The following is an 18,556-nucleotide window of genomic DNA, read 5'->3' on the forward strand; positions in this document are numbered from 1 at the left end:
CTTTTCTTTATATATTGTACACTATTAGTTGTTTAATTTTATTATTTAATAAACATATCTTTAAAATCTTCTAAGGATAAATCAGCCGCAGTAATTTTTTGATTATTCATAAATTCAATCATCCGATTAATCTTGATATTAAAGATATAATAAGCTACTTCACTAACATCAATAATTGTTTTATCGACTAAAATCATCTTTATTAAATAATCTGCAACATCTTGTTCCGTGATATTTGGATTAGATAATCTTAAATCAACTGCTTTTAAACTAATCATTTTACAGGCATAATTTGCAATTTGTTCTTGTTCCTTTTTATGATTGTGGCTCATTTTTACACCTTACCTTAGTTCCAATTATTATTATAACCGACTTCTCAAAAAAATTAAGTAAATTATGTAATATTTTTTAAAAATTCCACTGCTTTATTTGTTAAAACCCGTCCACGCGATGTTTTTACTAAATAACCTTTTTTTAACAAGAAAGGTTCTAAAATATTTGTAATTGTTAGCAATGGTTCGGATAAAACTTGACTTAAGGTGCTTAACCCAACTGGTTGTGTCTGAAAAAGAAGATAAATTTGTTTTAAGTAATTTACTTCTCCTCATTCTAAACCATCTTGATAAACCTTTAAATTATTTAAAATTTCTTGTAAAAATTTTAATTTTATCAGTTGTGGGGTTACTAATAAATAGTCATAAATCCGATAAAATAATTTTAGAGCGGCACGTGGATTATTTCGACTATAACTAGCTAAAAAAACTAGTTCCTCTAATGATAATTTTATTCCTACTTTTAAAAACAAATTATTTAAAATTTGTTGCATATCATCATTAGTATATTCATCAAAATGAAAAATTGTTGTAAAACGATTTAATAATGGTTGTGGCACTTGATATAGTAATGTTGTTGCTGCTACCAAGGTAAAAAATGGTAACGGTAAAACAACATTTTTTGTATTATAATCTTTTCCCAACAATAAGTTTAAACAGTTATCATCTAAAACCGGGTATAAAATTTCAGCAACCTCACGACTAATTGCATGAACCTCATCAATAAAAACTAAATTAAATGCTTTTACCTGCATTAAAGAACTAATTAAATCACTTGGTTTTTGCAAATTTGGGCCATGTAAAAGTAATAGTTTTTGTTGTAACGAAGTTTTGATTAAATGTGCTAAACTAGTTTTTCCAACACCACTATTGCCAACAAATAACATATGTTTTAATGGTAGTTGCTGCTTTTGACTAGCTGCTAACATAATTTTTAAATTCATTTTAATATTTGCTTGACCAATATAACTGTCAAAATTAACCGGGTGAAAATTAAACTGTATCATTTTGACTAATTCTAAATAAAACTAGTTTTAAATATTGGTCAAGTTTAGTTGGAACCGAATTAACACTATTAATTGCAGAATAAATAACAGTCAACGGATAACCCAATTCTTTTAAGCAACTAATTACTTTATTTTGAAGATTATTATAATTTTTTTTAAAATAAATTTTTTGTAAAGTATGTAATAATAATCGAACACTATGTGTCTTTAATCCCTGTAATTTTTCAATTTCAACAATATTATTTTGTTGAATAAGCATTAATAAATCTTCAACACTAATTTGTTGTAATACTTTAACTGCGGTTTTAACACCAATTGTTGGAACAGTTAATAAGTCGCCAAAAATTTTCTTTGTCGCTAAATCTAAAAACCCAAATCACTGAAAACACATATCATTCTCATACTTTAACAAAGTATACATTTTAATTTGAGTTGCCTTCTTAAAATTCAGTCTTTTATTTGTAACTAAATAAATTTCATACCCATAATTATTTTGTTCTAAGCAAAGCACATTATCATTAAACTGATAAATAGTGCCACAAATAAAATCATACATATTATCATCCCCTATTTTAAATTAACTTTGTTAGTTAGAAAAATCCTTTTTTAAAATAAAAAAACTCATAATAAATGAGTTTTTTTATTTTTTAATATTTTGTTGGTTATGGTCATTTTACTGTTAAGTTAAAAATTGCTGTATTTTTATAGAGATCAGAACCATTACTTGTAACTATTAAATCAATATTTGTGGCTGGTCCACCTTGACTAACACTTCCATCAATACGCAATAACAACCGATTCTTTAAATCTCGCGCATCTTCTAATAATTTCTTCTGAGCAGCAGATAATTGGCCAGTAATTGTTGCATTCCCTAAAACAGCTCTTAAAATTTCACGAGAATTATCACTAGTAATTGTTACTTCTGTTCCTGTTAAATTTTTTGATAAACGATTGATATCAATTCGTTTTGATTTTGCTTGAACAGCAATATTAGTGATTCCATAAAATTTTGATGCTTTATCAGCATTGATAATAATTGTGGCTGCATAAGCTGTTTGGTCTTCTTGGAAACGATCAGAATTAAAAGTTATTACTGTATTAGGGTCTTTAATTGCTTCTAATAATTGTGGCTCTAATTTACCATCATTTTTTGAACCAACTTCTAAGGATAATAAGGCATTGTATAAATCACCAAAATTATTTCGATTATCAATTGTAATAACTTGACGACTTAAATCGCCACCCAATAAGGTAATATTAACACGATCTCCAATATTGCCACCACCGCCAGTAGTTCTCTCGTTGTTTAAATGACGATATAATTGTCAACCACCAATCCCAAATCCTGTTAATGAAAGTACTAATACAACAATTAATGTTCAAATTTTTCATTGAAACTTGTGATTAATCACTTGAACCATTTTTCGCATTGTCATCATTTGGTTCTTTTGCATTTGTTTTACTAGACTAACCGTTTCTCCCCCGGCTGGTTCAGCAGCAACAACTAAATCATTACGGTCTTTCTCATTATTATTTTCATTATCTTCATTTGATGCTTCAATTTCAGCTGAAAACGATTGCTCTGACACATTATCTGACCCATTATTTTGCTGTTCAAGCGGTATAAACGGTGGTGCAATCGGTGCTGAAACATTAACTGGTTCTTCCTTAGCACCCGTAGGTTTATCATCAGGAAGACTTGTTGTTGAAGGGCGACGACGTAAAGGAATTTTATTAATTGTCTCTTGTGATAACTCAACTGTATGATCAATAATTGGAATCTTTGGGTTTCCGTTATGATCTAATAAATTAGTTTTTCAAAAGAAAGCATATTTATTATTAGTACAATTAATTAAGGCAATTGGCATTACACCATGATCATCTTGACTTTCAGTATTTGGATTTACTTCACAAAAAAACAGTGCTAAATTATTAACATCTTTTGTGCGATCATTACGAATTGCTAAAATAATTTTTTTAAAACTTATTTTACACCTGTCGCACATTTCATCATATATATAACGAATATCATTTTGCATAGTTTTTTGTACCTTCTTTTGCCCCAAATATTGTATTATTTTTTGAATTCTTTATAATTATATCACACTTTTAATAAAAAAAGCATTCCTTGCCTTATTCACAAAAATGCTAATAAAAATGGAGCAGTTTGATGAACTATTTTCATCTTGAGTTTCCTTTAATATCATTAAAAATCACAAAAATTCTATTAAAATTAAAGAACAGATCTTAATTTATAATTCCAAAATATCACGTAACTCTGCTTCTGAAAATTTTGTAAAATTAGCATTTTCTAAATTATTATTTAGTACCGCTTCAATTACTGCTTGCTTATCATTTTGAATTGCTAAAATCTTTTCTTCAATTGTTCCTTTTGCAATCAACTTAATTACTTGCACTGTACTTTGTTGGCCAATTCGGTGAGCACGATCAGTTGCTTGATTTTCAATCGAAGGATTTCATCAAGGATCAAAATGAATAACAACATCAGCTGCTGTTAAATTCAATCCAACACCACCTGCTCTTAAGGAAATTAGAAAAACACTAATTGTTTCATCTTCGTTAAATTTTTGGGTCATCAGCACTCGACTTTCTGATCGTGTTTTACCATCTAAATACAAATATTTTAAATTTAATTCCCTTGTAATTGTTTCAATCCGTTTTAAAACGGTTGTAAATTGTGAAAAAATTAAAATTTTATGACCACCACCTGTTAAATCAGAAAAAATGTCTCGTAAAGCATCTAATTTAGCACTTTCATTCTGATATTTTTCATCTAAAATACTAGGGTCACAACAAATTTGTCTTAGTTTAGTTAATGTTGCAAAAATTTTCAAGCGGTTTTGTTGATATTGACCTGCTTTTAAAATCTTATTAATTTCTTCTCGTGCTGCAGTAGCAAAAGCAGCATAGATTTTCTTTTGTCGTTCAGTCATTTCTACTAAAATTTTATGTTCAATTTTTGGTGGTAATTCACTCATTACATCTTTTTTCAAACGACGCAAAATAAATGGAGCAATTTTTTGTAATAATTCTTTTTTAACTTCTTCATTTTGTTCCCGAATAATTGGAATCTCATATCGTTTTTGAAAGTAATGGTGATGAAACAAAAACCCAGGTAAAATAAAATTAAAGATTGATCATAATTCCGTTAAATTATTTTCAATTGGTGTTCCTGTTAATGCAAAACGAGTTGTAATATTTAACGTTCCAACCGTTTTAGCATTAATTGATTGTGGGTTTTTAATATGTTGTGCTTCATCTAAAAAGCAATATTGAAATTGAAATTGTTGATAATAACCAATATCACGGCGAAGTAATGGATAAGAAGTAATAATGACTTGCACTTCATTAATTTTTGCAAATAATAGTTCTCTTGTTTTGCGTTCACCCGCAATCACCAAAGTCTTTAAAGCGGGGGCAAATTTATTAATTTCATTTTTTCAATTATAAATTAATGATGCTGGAACAACAATTAAAACAGGCGCCATTTTGGGATTCAACTCATATTCTTTTAAAATAAAACTAATTGTTTGTAATGTTTTTCCTAGCCCCATTTCATCAGCTAAAATTCCACCAAATCCCAATGAAGCAAGAGTCTTTAATCAAAAATAACCTTTCTTTTGAAAATCACACATTACCGTTTCTAATGATGCTGGAACACTAAATTTATTTTCTTCTAAATTCTTAATTTTAGTAATTAAATGATCAAAATCAAAATTGAAAGTACAATTAAATTCTGCTCATAAATCCAAATTATTATAAATTGTTAAAGCATGATATTTTGGCAATTGCAATTTACCTGATGCAAATTGTTCTGCTTGAAAATCAAACTGATTAATTAAAGTTGCAAACTTCTGTAATGTCTGTGCTTGTAAATCAATAATTCCCCCATTTGCTAATTGATGATATTTATTCCCATTATTAATCGCCATTAAAATTTCACTTAAATTATGATAATCAATATCTGCTACTTGAAATTCAAATTCTAACCAATTATTTTTTTGATTAACATTAATAGTTGAACTATGAACATTAAAATCAACTAAGCGAACATTTTTAAAATTATCAGTATAAAAAATTTGCGAAAGTGTTTCTAACGTTGAGATATGCTCTGATAACAATTTAATAACATAATTTAAATCATTCAAAATTAAATAATTATATTTTTTAACGAAACCAATTTGTTTTAAAAGAGTTAAATATTGTTGTTCTTGATAAATATCACGTAACACAATTTTACTATCATCGTTAGTTTTATTTAACAAATCAATTGTTATTGTGCCGTAACGAAAGATTGGGCGTAAGATAATTTCCTTACCCTTAAAATCAAAATAACTTTCAATAATTAATGGTGTTTTTTCTAATGTGTTCAAAATTGTTTTATCAACATTAACAACATCACGAGGATAATCTAACAAAGCAACAATTTCTTTAATAACAGCACTAGTTTGATGAGTAGTGAAAGTAATTTGATTTTGATTAGTCACTGCCATTGTTTGATAAATTGGTCCTAACAAAAAGGCATTTTTTTCTCCTAATAGAAAAATTTGTTCATAATCAAATAAACTTCCTTGATTTGTCGTTAAAACTATGGGTGTTATTTTATTGTTAATAATTTGAATTAAATTATCATTTTGTTGAACTTTTAAACTGGGTTGATACTGATCAACACTGATTTTAATATTTGGATATTCATGATCATTAATAATTAATTTAATTGTTTCGTCCTGTAAAGTTATTAAAAATTGTTCTGTTTGATAAGCTGAAAAACCAAAACTTTTTGTAATTGACACACCATAAAAATCCATTTTCTGTGTTTGTAAAAAACTAAAAACATTAATAAATTCTCGCTGTAAAAACCGAATTACTTTTTCCGCAAATGGTGAAAAAACTACTTTTGCTGGATACAAAACAAATTTTTGTGAAATCTCATAACCTTTTAAATAATCTGGATCAAGGGGATTTTTTGCCAAAAAACCTAAAAAATGATAAATGTTTTTAATTTCAAAAAACTGGTCATCCTCATAACCCAATTTTAATTGCACAACAGCGGGTTTTTGAAATGTTGAATCAATAATTAAGCTACATTGACAATCAACAATATTTTCTTTAATTTCATAATTTTGTTTATTCTTATTAACAAATGTGGTTAATAAATGATCAGTTGCGGTAAATACTGATCGCCACTGTTGAATGTTTTCTTTTGATTCATAAAAAGCAAACAACAAAGTTGCAATAATATGCTGACAAATTTGATGCTGAAAATTATAGTCAATACAACTACAACTTTGACGAGTCAAAAATGTCATTTCAGCAACAATGGCAAAAACAACATTAACTTCATAATAATCACTATTATTTTTTGCTACAACTTGGCAACTAATAATTAATTCTTTTTCGTTATTTGAGGTTTGTTGTTCATCAATTTTTAATAATGTTACCTTCTTTGTCTGATACAATTGTTCAGCATTATTAAATGTTACTAATCTCGTTAAATTTCGAATAAAATCAAGATTAAAGCTTTCCATTTTTTATAGGCTCCTTTGATAAAAATAATACTATTTTTTAATTATAATACATTTTTAACAAACTGGAACGAACTAATTACTTTATTTTTAATTTATTATTAAAAAGAAAAATTTGCATTAATTTCTGATTAGTTAAAGTGAAAAAAATAAAAGATGACTTTTAATCTTTTTCAATAGAAAATTTAGCTGTAAGATAGTTTTCTGTTAACATTGTCTCATAATGTCCAAAGCCAATAAAACAATATAATTTTAACCCTAAATTTGATCACTTTGTATTAATTTTATTTTGTAAAAACAAATACTTAACAATGTCATTGTTTTGAATATCTTTTACTAACTTATTAGCCAAGGTCATTGTTTCAGGAATCGACCAATAAAAAACTTGCTCATCTGGTAAATATTTTGTTAATTTACCATAACCAGTGCCATCTTCATCTGCTAAAATAACTTGTTTAACTTTGTCAAATGTTAAATAACCAGCTTGAAAAGCAATAATTCGTAATTCACCACGTGTTAATAAAAAGTTAGTTCGTCCAATAACTGATAGTACTTGTTTAACGGTGTAAGTAATTCCTTTTAATAATGGGCCTTTTTGCTCAGAGTGCATCTTTAAAGTTTCATGTTCTAATTTATATTGTAAAATAATCAATAATTCTGTAACAATAAGCTGATGATGATTAATAAAATATGTTACTAAATCAGGGATTGTTGCATAATTTGGAAATAACTCAATAAAAACAGTCATACTAGTTACTTCATATAATAGTGATGTTATTAATAAATTATCATAATCTAAGTTAATTTCTTCATTAGTAAGTTTTTGGCTTAAACGTAAAATAAAATAATTAATAAGTTGATAACTATCTAAAAATAAAAATTGTTTTAATAAGTTTTTATTACGGTTTGTATTATTTTCATCAATTTGGTATCGTTCAATATTACGACCAATTTTAACATAGAAATCATTTACATAATTGTAAAATTGATATAATGATAAATCATAATCATGTAATAAATACGCCAAACCATTGTTTTGATATTTTTGATAGTATTCACGAATATGACTTTTAATGCGAGCACGGTTATCATATCATTTTCGCAAATTATTTAAAATCACTTTTTGTGATCGTTGTTCTAAGGTAATTGTGCAATTATAAGGTAACCCTTCGTTTGCTAACAATCCCTTTATTGATGTTAATTTTGGGTCATATAAATTTTTAATTCCAATTGTAATATCATACTTACTATCAATGTTGCTAATTAAATCATAAACTTCTAACCGACTTTTTAATTCCGTTTTTCGTAATCCCCGCCCAAGTTGTTGTAAATAGACTGTTTTAGAATTTGTTGGTCGTAATAAAATAATTGTGTTAATCTCTGGAACATCAATTCCTTCGTTAAACATATTAACAACACATAAATAATTAATACGTCCAATTTTAAATTCATGTAAAATCCTTGTTCGCTGCTCACGATTTTCAGAAGTTAGATAATCGGCACGAAGATGATTTGCTCGTAAAAATGTTGCAACTAATTTGGCATGTTCGGTTGTAACACAAAAGATTAAGGCGGTTGGTTTTGCATATAACCCTATATACTTGTCAATCATTTTTAATAATAAATCATTTCGTGCTGTTGTATTTAACTTTTTAAAAAGTTCATTATCGGCATTTAAATCAACACCAGTTAAATCAACGGTGTTATCATCAATACAATAATAATCAAATGGACATAATAAGCGTTGATTAATTGCATCTCATAGTCGTAATTCTGCTGCATATTCATCAGCAAAATATTTTTTAATTGATTTTCCATCTTCACGTTCTGGGGTTGCTGTTAACCCAAGAACTTGTTGTGGTTGAAAATAATTAAAAACCTGATCAAAAGTAGTAGCAGCAATATGATGGGCCTCATCAAAAATAATTACATCAAAGTGATCTCGTTTAAACTGCGATAATTTATTAGCCATCGTTTGAATTGTCGCAAATAAATGAGCATTATTTTCGCTAGTTTTCCCTTCATACATTACTTCCCCAAAAGTTTGATCCATTAAAACACCACGAAAAGTTTGCAATGCTTGATCTAAAATTTCCTTTTGATGAGCTAGAAACAATATTTTTACCAGTTGGCCACCCTTTGCTTGCAATTGATAAAAATAATCAAAAGCAGCGACTACAGTTTTACCAGTTCCGGTTGCCATAATTACTAAATGAGCATTTTTACCTAATTTTCGACGATATTGTAATTTTGCCACAATATCTTTTTGAAAATCATATAAGTATTTCCGAATTGTTAAAAATTCAGTTGGCGCATTATTGAACAGTGTTGCAATGCGTGCTGTTTGATTTTGATTAATGCGTTCTAATAAATGGTTCCGAGCAAATTCATCATTAAAATCAACTAAGACTTCATTTCATAATTGTTCAAATTCAGTAATAATTTCTGTAACTAAACTATGATTATTAATTGTTGTTAATTTAATATTCCATTCCCGTCCCGTTATCATTCCTTTATATGTTAAATTTGAAGAACCAATAATTGCTGTTGAAACCCCATTAAAACGTTTAAAAACTGAAGCTTTAATATGAATTCGTTCACTTCGTTTTTCTAAATTATCTTCAACTTTAATCTGAATATTGTCATAAGTTGTTACTAATCGTGCTAATTCTAATAAATTATTATATTCAGCTAAATCATCAAAAGTAGTAGTGATAATCCGAATTGGAATTTTATTTGCACAACAATGCTTAATTGATGCTTCAATTTTATTAATAATTGCTTTTGAAATAAAAGGAAAAACAAAACAAACCTCATCAGCAGTTTGCATTTCATGATTTAATTCAACTAATAGTTTTTGCTGATTTTGATTCGTAAACAATTTCTCTTTCATTTATTATCATCTCACTCCTGTTTTATTAATAAAATTATTACTCTTAAAATAAATTACTATACCATCATAATCCCAAATTGATTTAATCAAATTAAGCATTCTTTTAACCAAATAATATCTGTTTCAATTTTAGCAATAATATCATCAGTTACACGGTTAAAACTCCCTGAGAAATCAACTTGTGTTAATGTCATTCCTTTGTCATTTCAATTTTTAACTAAATAAGATTGAAATAAAAATGTTAAAACATTTTGTGCTACATCAATTGCAGGAATTGTCGGTGACTTTGAGGCTAAGACAAGTAAGTTCTTACAAATTTTGGGGGTTAAGAAATTTTTAATCACCCGTTCATGATGACCACCAACCAAAAATGTTCCTTCAAATAATTTATCATCAAAATTAATATAAGTTAGTGGATTAAAAAATTTGGTTAATACGCTTCGCGGTTGAATTGTAAATTCTGCAGTTAATTTGGCATCTGGCTGCACAGTAAAAATTGGTAACCGATAAAATTCCTCTTTATCAATTTTACCATTAACTTTATTAATTACATGATGCGTAATTGTTCCAAACGAAATTTTACCCATAGGATGTGATAAATTAAAAACAGTATCAATTTTAGTATTAGAATTAAAATTAATTAATCCACTTGGTGCTGGTTGAAAAGTTTGACTAATGTTTTTTAAAATTAATTGTGAACTAAAATAATGGGCTAAACCTAAATTATAAATTTCAACTAGATTAATTTTTTGCATAATTTTGTCATATAGTTTTAATAACCGCGTTCACTTAACCATGTAATAAGAAACAACAACAATTAAACTAATTCCCATTAATAACATTAAAAGTGGTAAAAAAATTAAGTAAATAGCAATACTTTTAACAACAATTAAAATACTAATAAAAATTCCCATTAATGTTAAAAATGGTCCTAAAAACAACATTCATCGTATTACTAATTGATGGCGTTTTGTTGGCGGTTGGAATGAAATATTATTTTGATAATATTCTTGTAGTTGCTTATTAATAATTTCTTTACTTACTATTTTTCAATTCATATTTTTATTTTCTTGACTCATATTAACTTCCTCTTCTATTTTGATGATTGTTAATATTACACTGTTTTTTCTTGTAAAGTAATTTTAAAAGTAAATTGATCAGTAATTAATTTGCTAGTCTCACTTGCAGTAATGGTAAAAGTTACAACTGTCTTTGGTTCTTGTTTTTTATCAACTGGCTGGTCATTACTAATTATAAAATCATGGTTAGTCGCTGTAATTAACAAGGTCTTATTAATAGCTGTCATTACTGCTGCAATAATTTCATCATTTTGATTTAAGTTCTCATAAAATGAATCAGGATCAGCAACAATTATAATGCTTGTTTCATCAATTTTCACTGAATTTAAACTTAATTTTGCTAACACAACTGTAAATTTAAAGGTGCCTTGAATTAAACTACTATTTTCTGTTGCTGTTACAGTAAATGTTACTGTTTGGCTTGGTTCTTGCTGTTTATTAACCATTTGATCATTTGTAACAATAAAATCTTTTGTTGTAATAGTAATCTGTAACTTATTATTAATTGTTCCAATAATTGCATCTAAAATCTCTTTATTATTATTTAATTGGCCATAAGTAAATTTTGGATTTGGGTTAACTGGTAAATTATTAATTTCAACTTCAGAAATATCCTTTCGGGCTGACAAAGTATTAGTAAAGGTAAATGAACCTTGAATTAAACTACTATTTATCGTTGCACTAACAGTAAAAGTTACAACTGTTCCTGGTACTTGTTTTTCACTGGGGTTTTGATCATAATTATTAGTAATCATAAAATCACTATTTGAAGCTGTAATTGACAAACGGTGATTAATTGCATCACGAACCGCTTCAATAATATTGGAATTAGTATTTAATTTTTGATAGGTTTCATCTTCTCGAGCGGGAGTTTTTAAATCAGGAACAATAACTGTCTTAATATCCTGTTTGTTAACATCAGTAACTTTAATTTCAACATTATATGTATTTCCTAATTTAAATCCTTCTTGCACTAAATTTTGTTGATCAAATTGAATTGATGGATTAGCTGGTGCTAAAGTAATAGTAATATAAACAATTTCATCACGATTAACAGTTACTGTTTGATCATTAGTAATATCCTTATTTTGATATAAAATCTGATATGTAGCAATTTTTCTTGCAGTGGGATCTTGGGTTAACCGATACCGAATTTGCATAAAAGTATGTAAATTAGCTAAAATTTCAACACCTGTTTGATTTGAATTAATTTGAAATGTTTGTAAAATATTTTTTTCTTGCTTTTGGGGTGGATTACAAGCAATTAAACTAAAACTGGGGGTTGCTGTAATACCTAAACTAGCTAAAATTAATAATAATTTTTTCATTGACCAACTTAGCTCCTTTATTTCCTATAATTTTCTTTTTTTCATAATTAATTATAAACAAAAAAAAGAATTTAAAAAGTCTTCAATTAAAAATTGATGGAAAAATTATCCACATTTAAAACCACTAAATCCTTTAATGTGATCCTCTATGTTAAATTTTAGATTTGTTATCTCTAATTTTACAATTTGTTCTTTAAATTAAACAACTTTAAACTCAATTGTCTGTAAAAATTCATCCTTCTTATCAGTATTTGTTTCTTTATCATTTGGTTTAAAGAAAAAACTATAAGCAAAACTATTGTAACTAAAGTTTACATCTAAATATGGATAATATCCATTTTCATGTTGCTTTCGAAATAATTGAAAAGCAAATGAACTATCTTGTTTTATTAACTTCACTTTATCTGAACTATTAAAAAATAGAAATTTTGTGTCACGAGTAATTTTTTTATCTAATTTATCATTAAATATTTTAAAAACTGCTCGAAACACTGGCACTAAATTTGCATATGAATTATTTTTTTCTGAGAAAGAATTAGTTGCTTTAACTAAATTATCAAAATCATTTTGGTTCATTTTAAAGACAAGTTTATCATTATATGTTTCAATTTGAAAATAATGTCATAAATTCATCGTTGTTTCAGCAAATTCATTTAATTTTTGATCAACAAAATCTTTTGCTGTTAAAACTTTAATTGAAGTTTTAAGTTTTTTAAATGAATGTTTATTATTAAAAGGTAAGTTTTCAATTGTTAAATTGCTTGGTTTAAAAGATTCAATATTTGCTTTAACATAATAGTCTTCTTGCGAACTTACTTGAAAATATTTTCGTTTATAAAATTTTAAAAAGTTTTCGGGGGTTAATTTTTCTGCATTATACCCTTCACCAGCCCATGATAAAACTGAATCTGACTTAGATACTGTTTTACTCAAACGAAATGTCTCAAAATAATAATTTCATGAAGGACTATTTTTAAATGAGATTTTTCTGGCATTTAATTCTTTTTCAATAATTGGTCAAATCGTATTACCAGAAAACATATCATTAAAATCGCGGTTCAAAGAATCAATAATTTCATACTTTTGCTTTTTCAAAAGTTCATCAATAAAACTTATAAAATAGTTTTCAAGATTTTTTTGAATCCCACTTAGTGCTTCAAGATCATTTGCAATAACAACTAATCCGTCGATTTTATCTGGTTGCTCAAGATCTTTAAATTTAATTTGATAAGAAATATTAAAATTAATTGTAATTCCCATAATGTTTAAATTATTAACTGTAATTAATTTTTCTAAATTATCAAAATTAATATGCTCTAAATTAAAACGAATATCATTAGTTTCCATTGATAACGGAAGTGTATTAAGATAAAAGTTAGAATATTCATTGCTAATTGCACGATTCAGGTTATCAAATTCAGTTTTAAAGGCAGTTACTAATTGATCCAGAAAACGCCATTCGCTAATTGCTTCACCAACTAAATCTTTCCCATTATTAGTCTTTACATCAGTAACTAAGTCTTTAAATTTTGCAACTTGATCGGGATAAATCATTAATATCAATTGTTGCTTTTTGATTTCAAAATGCCTTAAAGCGTTCTGATACTTTCTCCATAATTTTATTCATAATTTCAACATCGTTAGTAGTTTTTGATGAATCATCATCAGGAATATACTTTGGTCGATTATTACAACTAATAATTGTATTCACCGTTGGTGTTAATAAACTAACAGTTGTTAAAATTGTTAATAATTTTTTCATTTTTTAACCTCCAAATATGATAATATTTACTTTATTAATGTTATCCTAAAAAAAAAAAAAAAAAGGATAAACCCTTTTTTAACAACTTATTTGCAAAAATAACAAAAAAGTGCAAATTATTTTATTTTTTTAAATTTTATTAAAACGCCAGTGTTGATAATTTTGAACTCAAGCTGTATAAGCAAGTGAAGCTTGGGCTGAATTTCCAAAATAAAAACCTAAACTTCAATAATGATTTCCCCAAACACTAAAATTGGTTTCATTAAAAGTTACCTTAACAGAATATGAACGAAAGTCTTGTAAAGATAATAAATCAAGATCTGGTAATGTTTTAGCAATATCACTTTGTTTAAAATCTTCTAAAATTTTACTATAAAGCGGATTAAGCCTTATACTTTTTACACCCTTTCCATATTTTGCAATAATTTCATCCAGGACCCTTTGCTTCATATAAAATTCATTTGTTCCACTTCTTCTTAATTTAACATTATAGTATTTAATAAACGTAACAATAATATTACCAAAATTAGTCAATTTTGTATTTAAGCCAGTTTGTGATATCTTAATTTCAATCATTAATGGTTTATTATCATTAAACCCACTTGCTAATAATGGCAAGCCAGCTACAACTATTTTATTAAAATTAATACTAAAAGTTCCTAAAGTTAAATCTTTACTTGTATCCTGCAAAATTGACATTTTTGCTCGATAAAATTTAACAAAATTCTCCGCTGTTAACCCAGCAGGTTGTTGTCCCTGTCCCGATCAGGCTGCTGGTGTTTGGTTTTGCATTTCTGATCATGGACCATCATAATTAATACGATTACCTGAATTTATTGTCCCCTTTTTTAAATCCAAAATATCTTGATTAGAATCATACTTTACTACTGCCATTATTTCTTTTGTTGTATCATTTTTTTTGAACATATCATCTAAAAAAACTAACATATCCTTATTAATTAATGTTGCATCTCTTTCATAATAAACACTAAACATATCATATGTCTCTTTAAACGCTGGATTTTTATCAATAGCAACTTCAGGATTTTGATTAATGAAATCAATTAAAATTTTTCCCATTTTGTTAGTTAAATCAAGCATTAAAGTTTTAATCAAATTAGGATTATTTGTGATAACATATTTAATATTAAATCTTGATGGGTTAATTAATGTTTTAAATGTACCCGTATACCCAAAACTATAATTTACCACAACTGCTTTTAAATCCTTAATTGGTTCTGTTGTTAATTTTTGTAATGCTGTTAAATCAACATAGTTTACTTTTAAAATCGAAGGACTGGTTTTAAAAGTAAACGGCAATGAATCAACATAATAATTTGAATATTCATGAGCAATTTGACGATTAACACTATCAAAAATTATTTTAAAATTATTTTAAAAAAAATTATTTATTTTTTCACCAACAGGAGTTTCTAATTGCAATTCAACTTCCGGTTCCTTTGAACTAACTAAAGCAAATAATTGGTCTAATTCTGGGATTTGATAATCATTCATATCAAGAACAGCCTTTTCATTTGCATAATTTAAAAATGCTTCATGCGCTTCGTTCATAATTTTTAATAATACATCTAAATCTTTTCCAATATCGTTATCATCCGCGTCGGGGTCAACAGCCGGTTTTGACGAACAACTAACAATAGTTGTTACCCCTGTTGTTATTAAAAAGCAAGTACCTAATAAGGCTAATATCTTTTTCATTTTTATCGTTCTCCTTATTAATATATTTATTAGTTATTAAGTTTCTTAATGCTTTTTCTATATTATTAATTATAATAAAAAAAAAAAAAAAAACAATAAGTCCTAGATCAACATTATAGAAATTATTGTCTTTAATTTTGTATATTAAAAATGGATTGAAAGCATAATTAACGATGCCTTCAACCCCACTCTGATATCTTGCTAATATTTATAATTATGCAAGAAATATAAATTTAAAATTCTTTTTTGATATTTAATTCATCAAGTCTGATAATCATAAATCAAAATTTACATTACCATTTGTTTCATAAGCAATCTTATTATTATCTTTTGGCGTAACTTTAAATTGAACATTCATAAAACTAATTTTTACATCAGTTGCCTTTAAAATCTGAGTTAAATTTGGAACCATCTTATCACCATTTTTTTCAAGAATTGTTGTAAAATTCTCTCACTCATTATTACTATTTTTAAATTGCAACTTAACTGTTCCAGCAATCATTGTAATATTATTGTTGTCTATTTCAGTACTACTTAAACCTAAATTACGTAAGATCGCTGGTCCTGCAAAATCCATAATACTTGGTCCTAAATAAACATTAATGCCTGGGATTTTATCTGTTATAAAATCATTAATTCCTTGTCATTGTTTTGGTTGTAAAATGCTTTCCCCAACAGCATCAATTCCTTTTCCCTCATTTTTACCAAAAACATCCAAAATACTTGTCAATAATAGAGTTGGATTTAATTTAAAACAAAGAACTTTTAGAAGAACATTAGGTCCTTTATCACCAAGTAAATTTTGACTAATAACATAATCAAGGGGTATAGGTATTTTTCCTACTCATCCTGTGTCATATTTTACCTCACCAACAACCTTAAAGATATAATGATTATCTTCTTCAGTTGGTTTACTTTTATAATCTGATAGTAAATGAAAAACCAAACTATCAAAATTAGTTGCTGTATTTGTATAGAATCAATTAGCCTCACCAAATTCAGTTTTAATATTTTCTTTTACATTATTATTAACTGGTGAGAATAAGTATTGTATTAATGGTAAAACAGTATTATGAGTTGCTTCAATTTTTTGTTTTCCCTCTTTAATGTATCATTGTAATAACGCAATAAGATCTGGAGCAAAATTATGTAATAAGTCCTTAACAGTTCCTGCTCCAACAAAGGAAATATCATTATCCTCATCCTTAACAATTTGATACGTAAACGATGCATCTTTTGTTAAGAAATCGCCAAGTCCAAGAACTCCTAAAGAATCACTAATGTCTTTTAAGACAGCATTAAACTTAGAAACAAAATCTGAATTTGGATTATTTATTTCTGCCAAATTAATACTATTGATTAATTCTTCTGGTAGTTGAATTACACTAAGAAAACTATATAAATCAGCAAGGTTAATATCTAATCCTGGCATGATTGGTGGCAACGGAAATTTAATATTTTGTGTTGTTTCTCCCACACCATTAATTTTATTAATGGTACTTGCTAAAAATAGTAATTCATTTGTTGATCACTTAATTTTAACACTAAATAATTCACTATCTTTTTTTTGCAAACTAACAACTGCGCTACCATTATTTACAACTAATTGTCCTTTTGCCGATGGTTCTGCTAATTGTGTTTTAAAATCGGCAATGCTTTGTGCCAATACAGTATTACCATCCGAAATGTTTGGTTGCACAAATGTGGTATCATCTTTAACAACTAATTTATAACTTCCTAATGTCATTCGACTAGCTAATTCTGATGCTAATTTAATATTTGTTATTTGTGATGAAGAAGCAAAAAATGGTGTATCAGTGTATTGTTCTAATTCTTTTTTAATGTCATCAACTGACACTTTATTTTGGGGATGACTACAAGCAACAACTGAAACGGCACTTGTTCCCACTAACGATATTACTCCTAAAAGAGCTAATATTCTCTTCATATTTTTCCTCCTATTTTTAAAGTTTTAATCTAATTAAGTTTATTAATATATTTTAGTTTTTTCAAAATTTATTATGGCACTTTTTACCATTATTACTACTAAAATTTAGTGTATTATAAATTAATGGACATTAAATTTTATAGTTAAAAATATTCTTTGTTATCAAAAAGATAGCAAATACCCCATCTACCTCAATTAAGTTAAAAAACTCTTTTTTAGACAAAGGGAGTTAATATCTAGATTACTAGAAACAGATCCAAGAGTTGTTAACAATTAATTCCAAATTACTAATGTTCCTTTGAGGTAGTTTTATTTTACTCTTTTAATTTAACAAATTATTTGCTAAATTAAAATTATCTTGCAAATAATTTGCAAGATAATTTTAATCTCGAATAACTAATTCATGATGTAATTCCATCACTTTTTCTGGTCCTAATACTCGATCAGCAATTGCCAACGCAAAATTCATTGTTGACCCAACTGAAGCACCCGTAATAACATGACCATCGGTAATCGCTGCCATTTCATCATTGTAAATTGCTTTTTCCATCCCTTTTGTGCATCCTGGATAACTTGTAGCTTCTTTATTATCCAAAATTCCTAAATGTCCTAAAATTTGGGGTGCTGCACATACTGCCGCAATTGTTTTTTGATCACTATTTGCTTTTAATAATCAATCCTTTAACATTTCGCTTTTTGTTAAATTATCAACCCCAAGACGACCACCAGGTAACACAAACCCGTCATAATCTTCATATTTAACATCTTCAATTAATTTATCAGCTGTTATAGTAACATTATGAGCTGACACAACTTCTAATTTTTTCATAATACTAACTAATTCCAAAGTAATTCCGCCACGACGTAACACATCTGTTGTAATAATGGCTTCACCTTCTTCAAAACCAGTTGCTAAAAATAATGCAAATTTCATAATAACAC

The 18,556-nt window shown here is 27.1% G+C and carries 14 protein-coding genes; all 14 read right to left on the reverse strand.

Features of this window, described 5'->3' with window-relative positions; translation table 4 throughout:
• Positions 1–41: 41 nt before the first annotated feature.
• Complete coding sequence (locus tag S100390_RS03035) at positions 42–332, reverse strand: hypothetical protein (RefSeq protein ID WP_070406818.1); 291 nt, start codon at positions 330–332, stop codon at positions 42–44.
• A 62-nt stretch (positions 333–394) separates the two neighbouring features.
• Positions 395–1,339 (reverse strand): Holliday junction branch migration DNA helicase RuvB, encoded by a 945-nt coding sequence (gene ruvB, locus S100390_RS03040; RefSeq protein ID WP_070406819.1) that lies wholly within the window; start codon positions 1,337–1,339, stop codon positions 395–397.
• On the reverse strand, positions 1,326–1,895 hold the full coding sequence (gene ruvA, locus S100390_RS03045) for a Holliday junction branch migration protein RuvA (RefSeq protein ID WP_070406820.1): 570 nt from the start codon (positions 1,893–1,895) through the stop codon (positions 1,326–1,328). Before ruvA ends, ruvB begins: the two co-directional genes overlap by 14 nt.
• Before the next feature lie 106 nt (positions 1,896–2,001).
• The gene (locus tag S100390_RS03050) at positions 2,002–3,378 is read right to left on the reverse strand and encodes a hypothetical protein (RefSeq protein ID WP_070406821.1); all 1,377 of its coding nucleotides are present in this window, start codon (positions 3,376–3,378) and stop codon (positions 2,002–2,004) included.
• Positions 3,379–3,591: 213 nt separating this feature from the next.
• Positions 3,592–6,888 carry a DEAD/DEAH box helicase gene (locus S100390_RS03055; RefSeq protein WP_070406822.1) on the reverse strand — a complete coding sequence of 1,099 codons (3,297 nt, stop codon included), beginning with the start codon at positions 6,886–6,888 and terminating at the stop codon, positions 3,592–3,594.
• A 160-nt stretch (positions 6,889–7,048) separates the two neighbouring features.
• Positions 7,049–9,778, reverse strand: a complete 2,730-nt coding sequence (locus tag S100390_RS03060) for a DEAD/DEAH box helicase family protein (RefSeq protein ID WP_070406823.1) — start codon at positions 9,776–9,778, stop codon at positions 7,049–7,051.
• A 56-nt stretch (positions 9,779–9,834) separates the two neighbouring features.
• Positions 9,835–10,857: a hypothetical protein gene (locus tag S100390_RS03065; RefSeq protein WP_070406824.1), complete on the reverse strand. Its 1,023-nt coding sequence runs from the start codon at positions 10,855–10,857 to the stop codon at positions 9,835–9,837.
• Positions 10,858–10,892: 35 nt separating this feature from the next.
• Entirely contained in the window at positions 10,893–12,185 is a 1,293-nt protein-coding gene (locus tag S100390_RS03070) for a spiralin repeat-containing protein (protein ID WP_070406825.1), read from the reverse strand.
• 198 nt (positions 12,186–12,383) lie between these two features.
• Positions 12,384–13,739: a hypothetical protein gene (locus S100390_RS03075; protein ID WP_083258393.1), complete on the reverse strand. Its 1,356-nt coding sequence runs from the start codon at positions 13,737–13,739 to the stop codon at positions 12,384–12,386.
• Positions 13,708–13,947, reverse strand: coding sequence for a lipoprotein (locus S100390_RS05360; protein WP_083258394.1), 240 nt, complete (start codon positions 13,945–13,947; stop codon positions 13,708–13,710). The genes S100390_RS03075 and S100390_RS05360 overlap by 32 nt, the downstream gene beginning before the upstream one ends.
• 129 nt (positions 13,948–14,076) lie before the next feature.
• Positions 14,077–15,267 carry a hypothetical protein gene (locus tag S100390_RS03080; protein WP_070406826.1) on the reverse strand — a complete coding sequence of 397 codons (1,191 nt, stop codon included), beginning with the start codon at positions 15,265–15,267 and terminating at the stop codon, positions 14,077–14,079.
• Between the two features lie 75 nt (positions 15,268–15,342).
• A complete protein-coding gene (locus S100390_RS03085; protein ID WP_070406827.1) occupies positions 15,343–15,666 on the reverse strand; it encodes a lipoprotein in 324 nt (107 codons plus the stop codon).
• A gap of 253 nt (positions 15,667–15,919) precedes the next feature.
• Complete coding sequence (locus S100390_RS03090; RefSeq protein ID WP_070406828.1) at positions 15,920–17,614, reverse strand: lipoprotein; 1,695 nt, start codon at positions 17,612–17,614, stop codon at positions 15,920–15,922.
• 382 nt (positions 17,615–17,996) lie between these two features.
• Positions 17,997–18,548: a DJ-1 family glyoxalase III gene (locus tag S100390_RS03095; RefSeq protein ID WP_070406829.1), complete on the reverse strand. Its 552-nt coding sequence runs from the start codon at positions 18,546–18,548 to the stop codon at positions 17,997–17,999.
• Positions 18,549–18,556: the final 8 nt, after the last annotated feature.

Source organism: Spiroplasma sp. NBRC 100390 (genome assembly GCF_001886495.1).
In the GTDB taxonomy this organism is placed as follows: Bacteria; Bacillota_I; Bacilli_A; order Mycoplasmatales; family Mycoplasmataceae; genus Spiroplasma.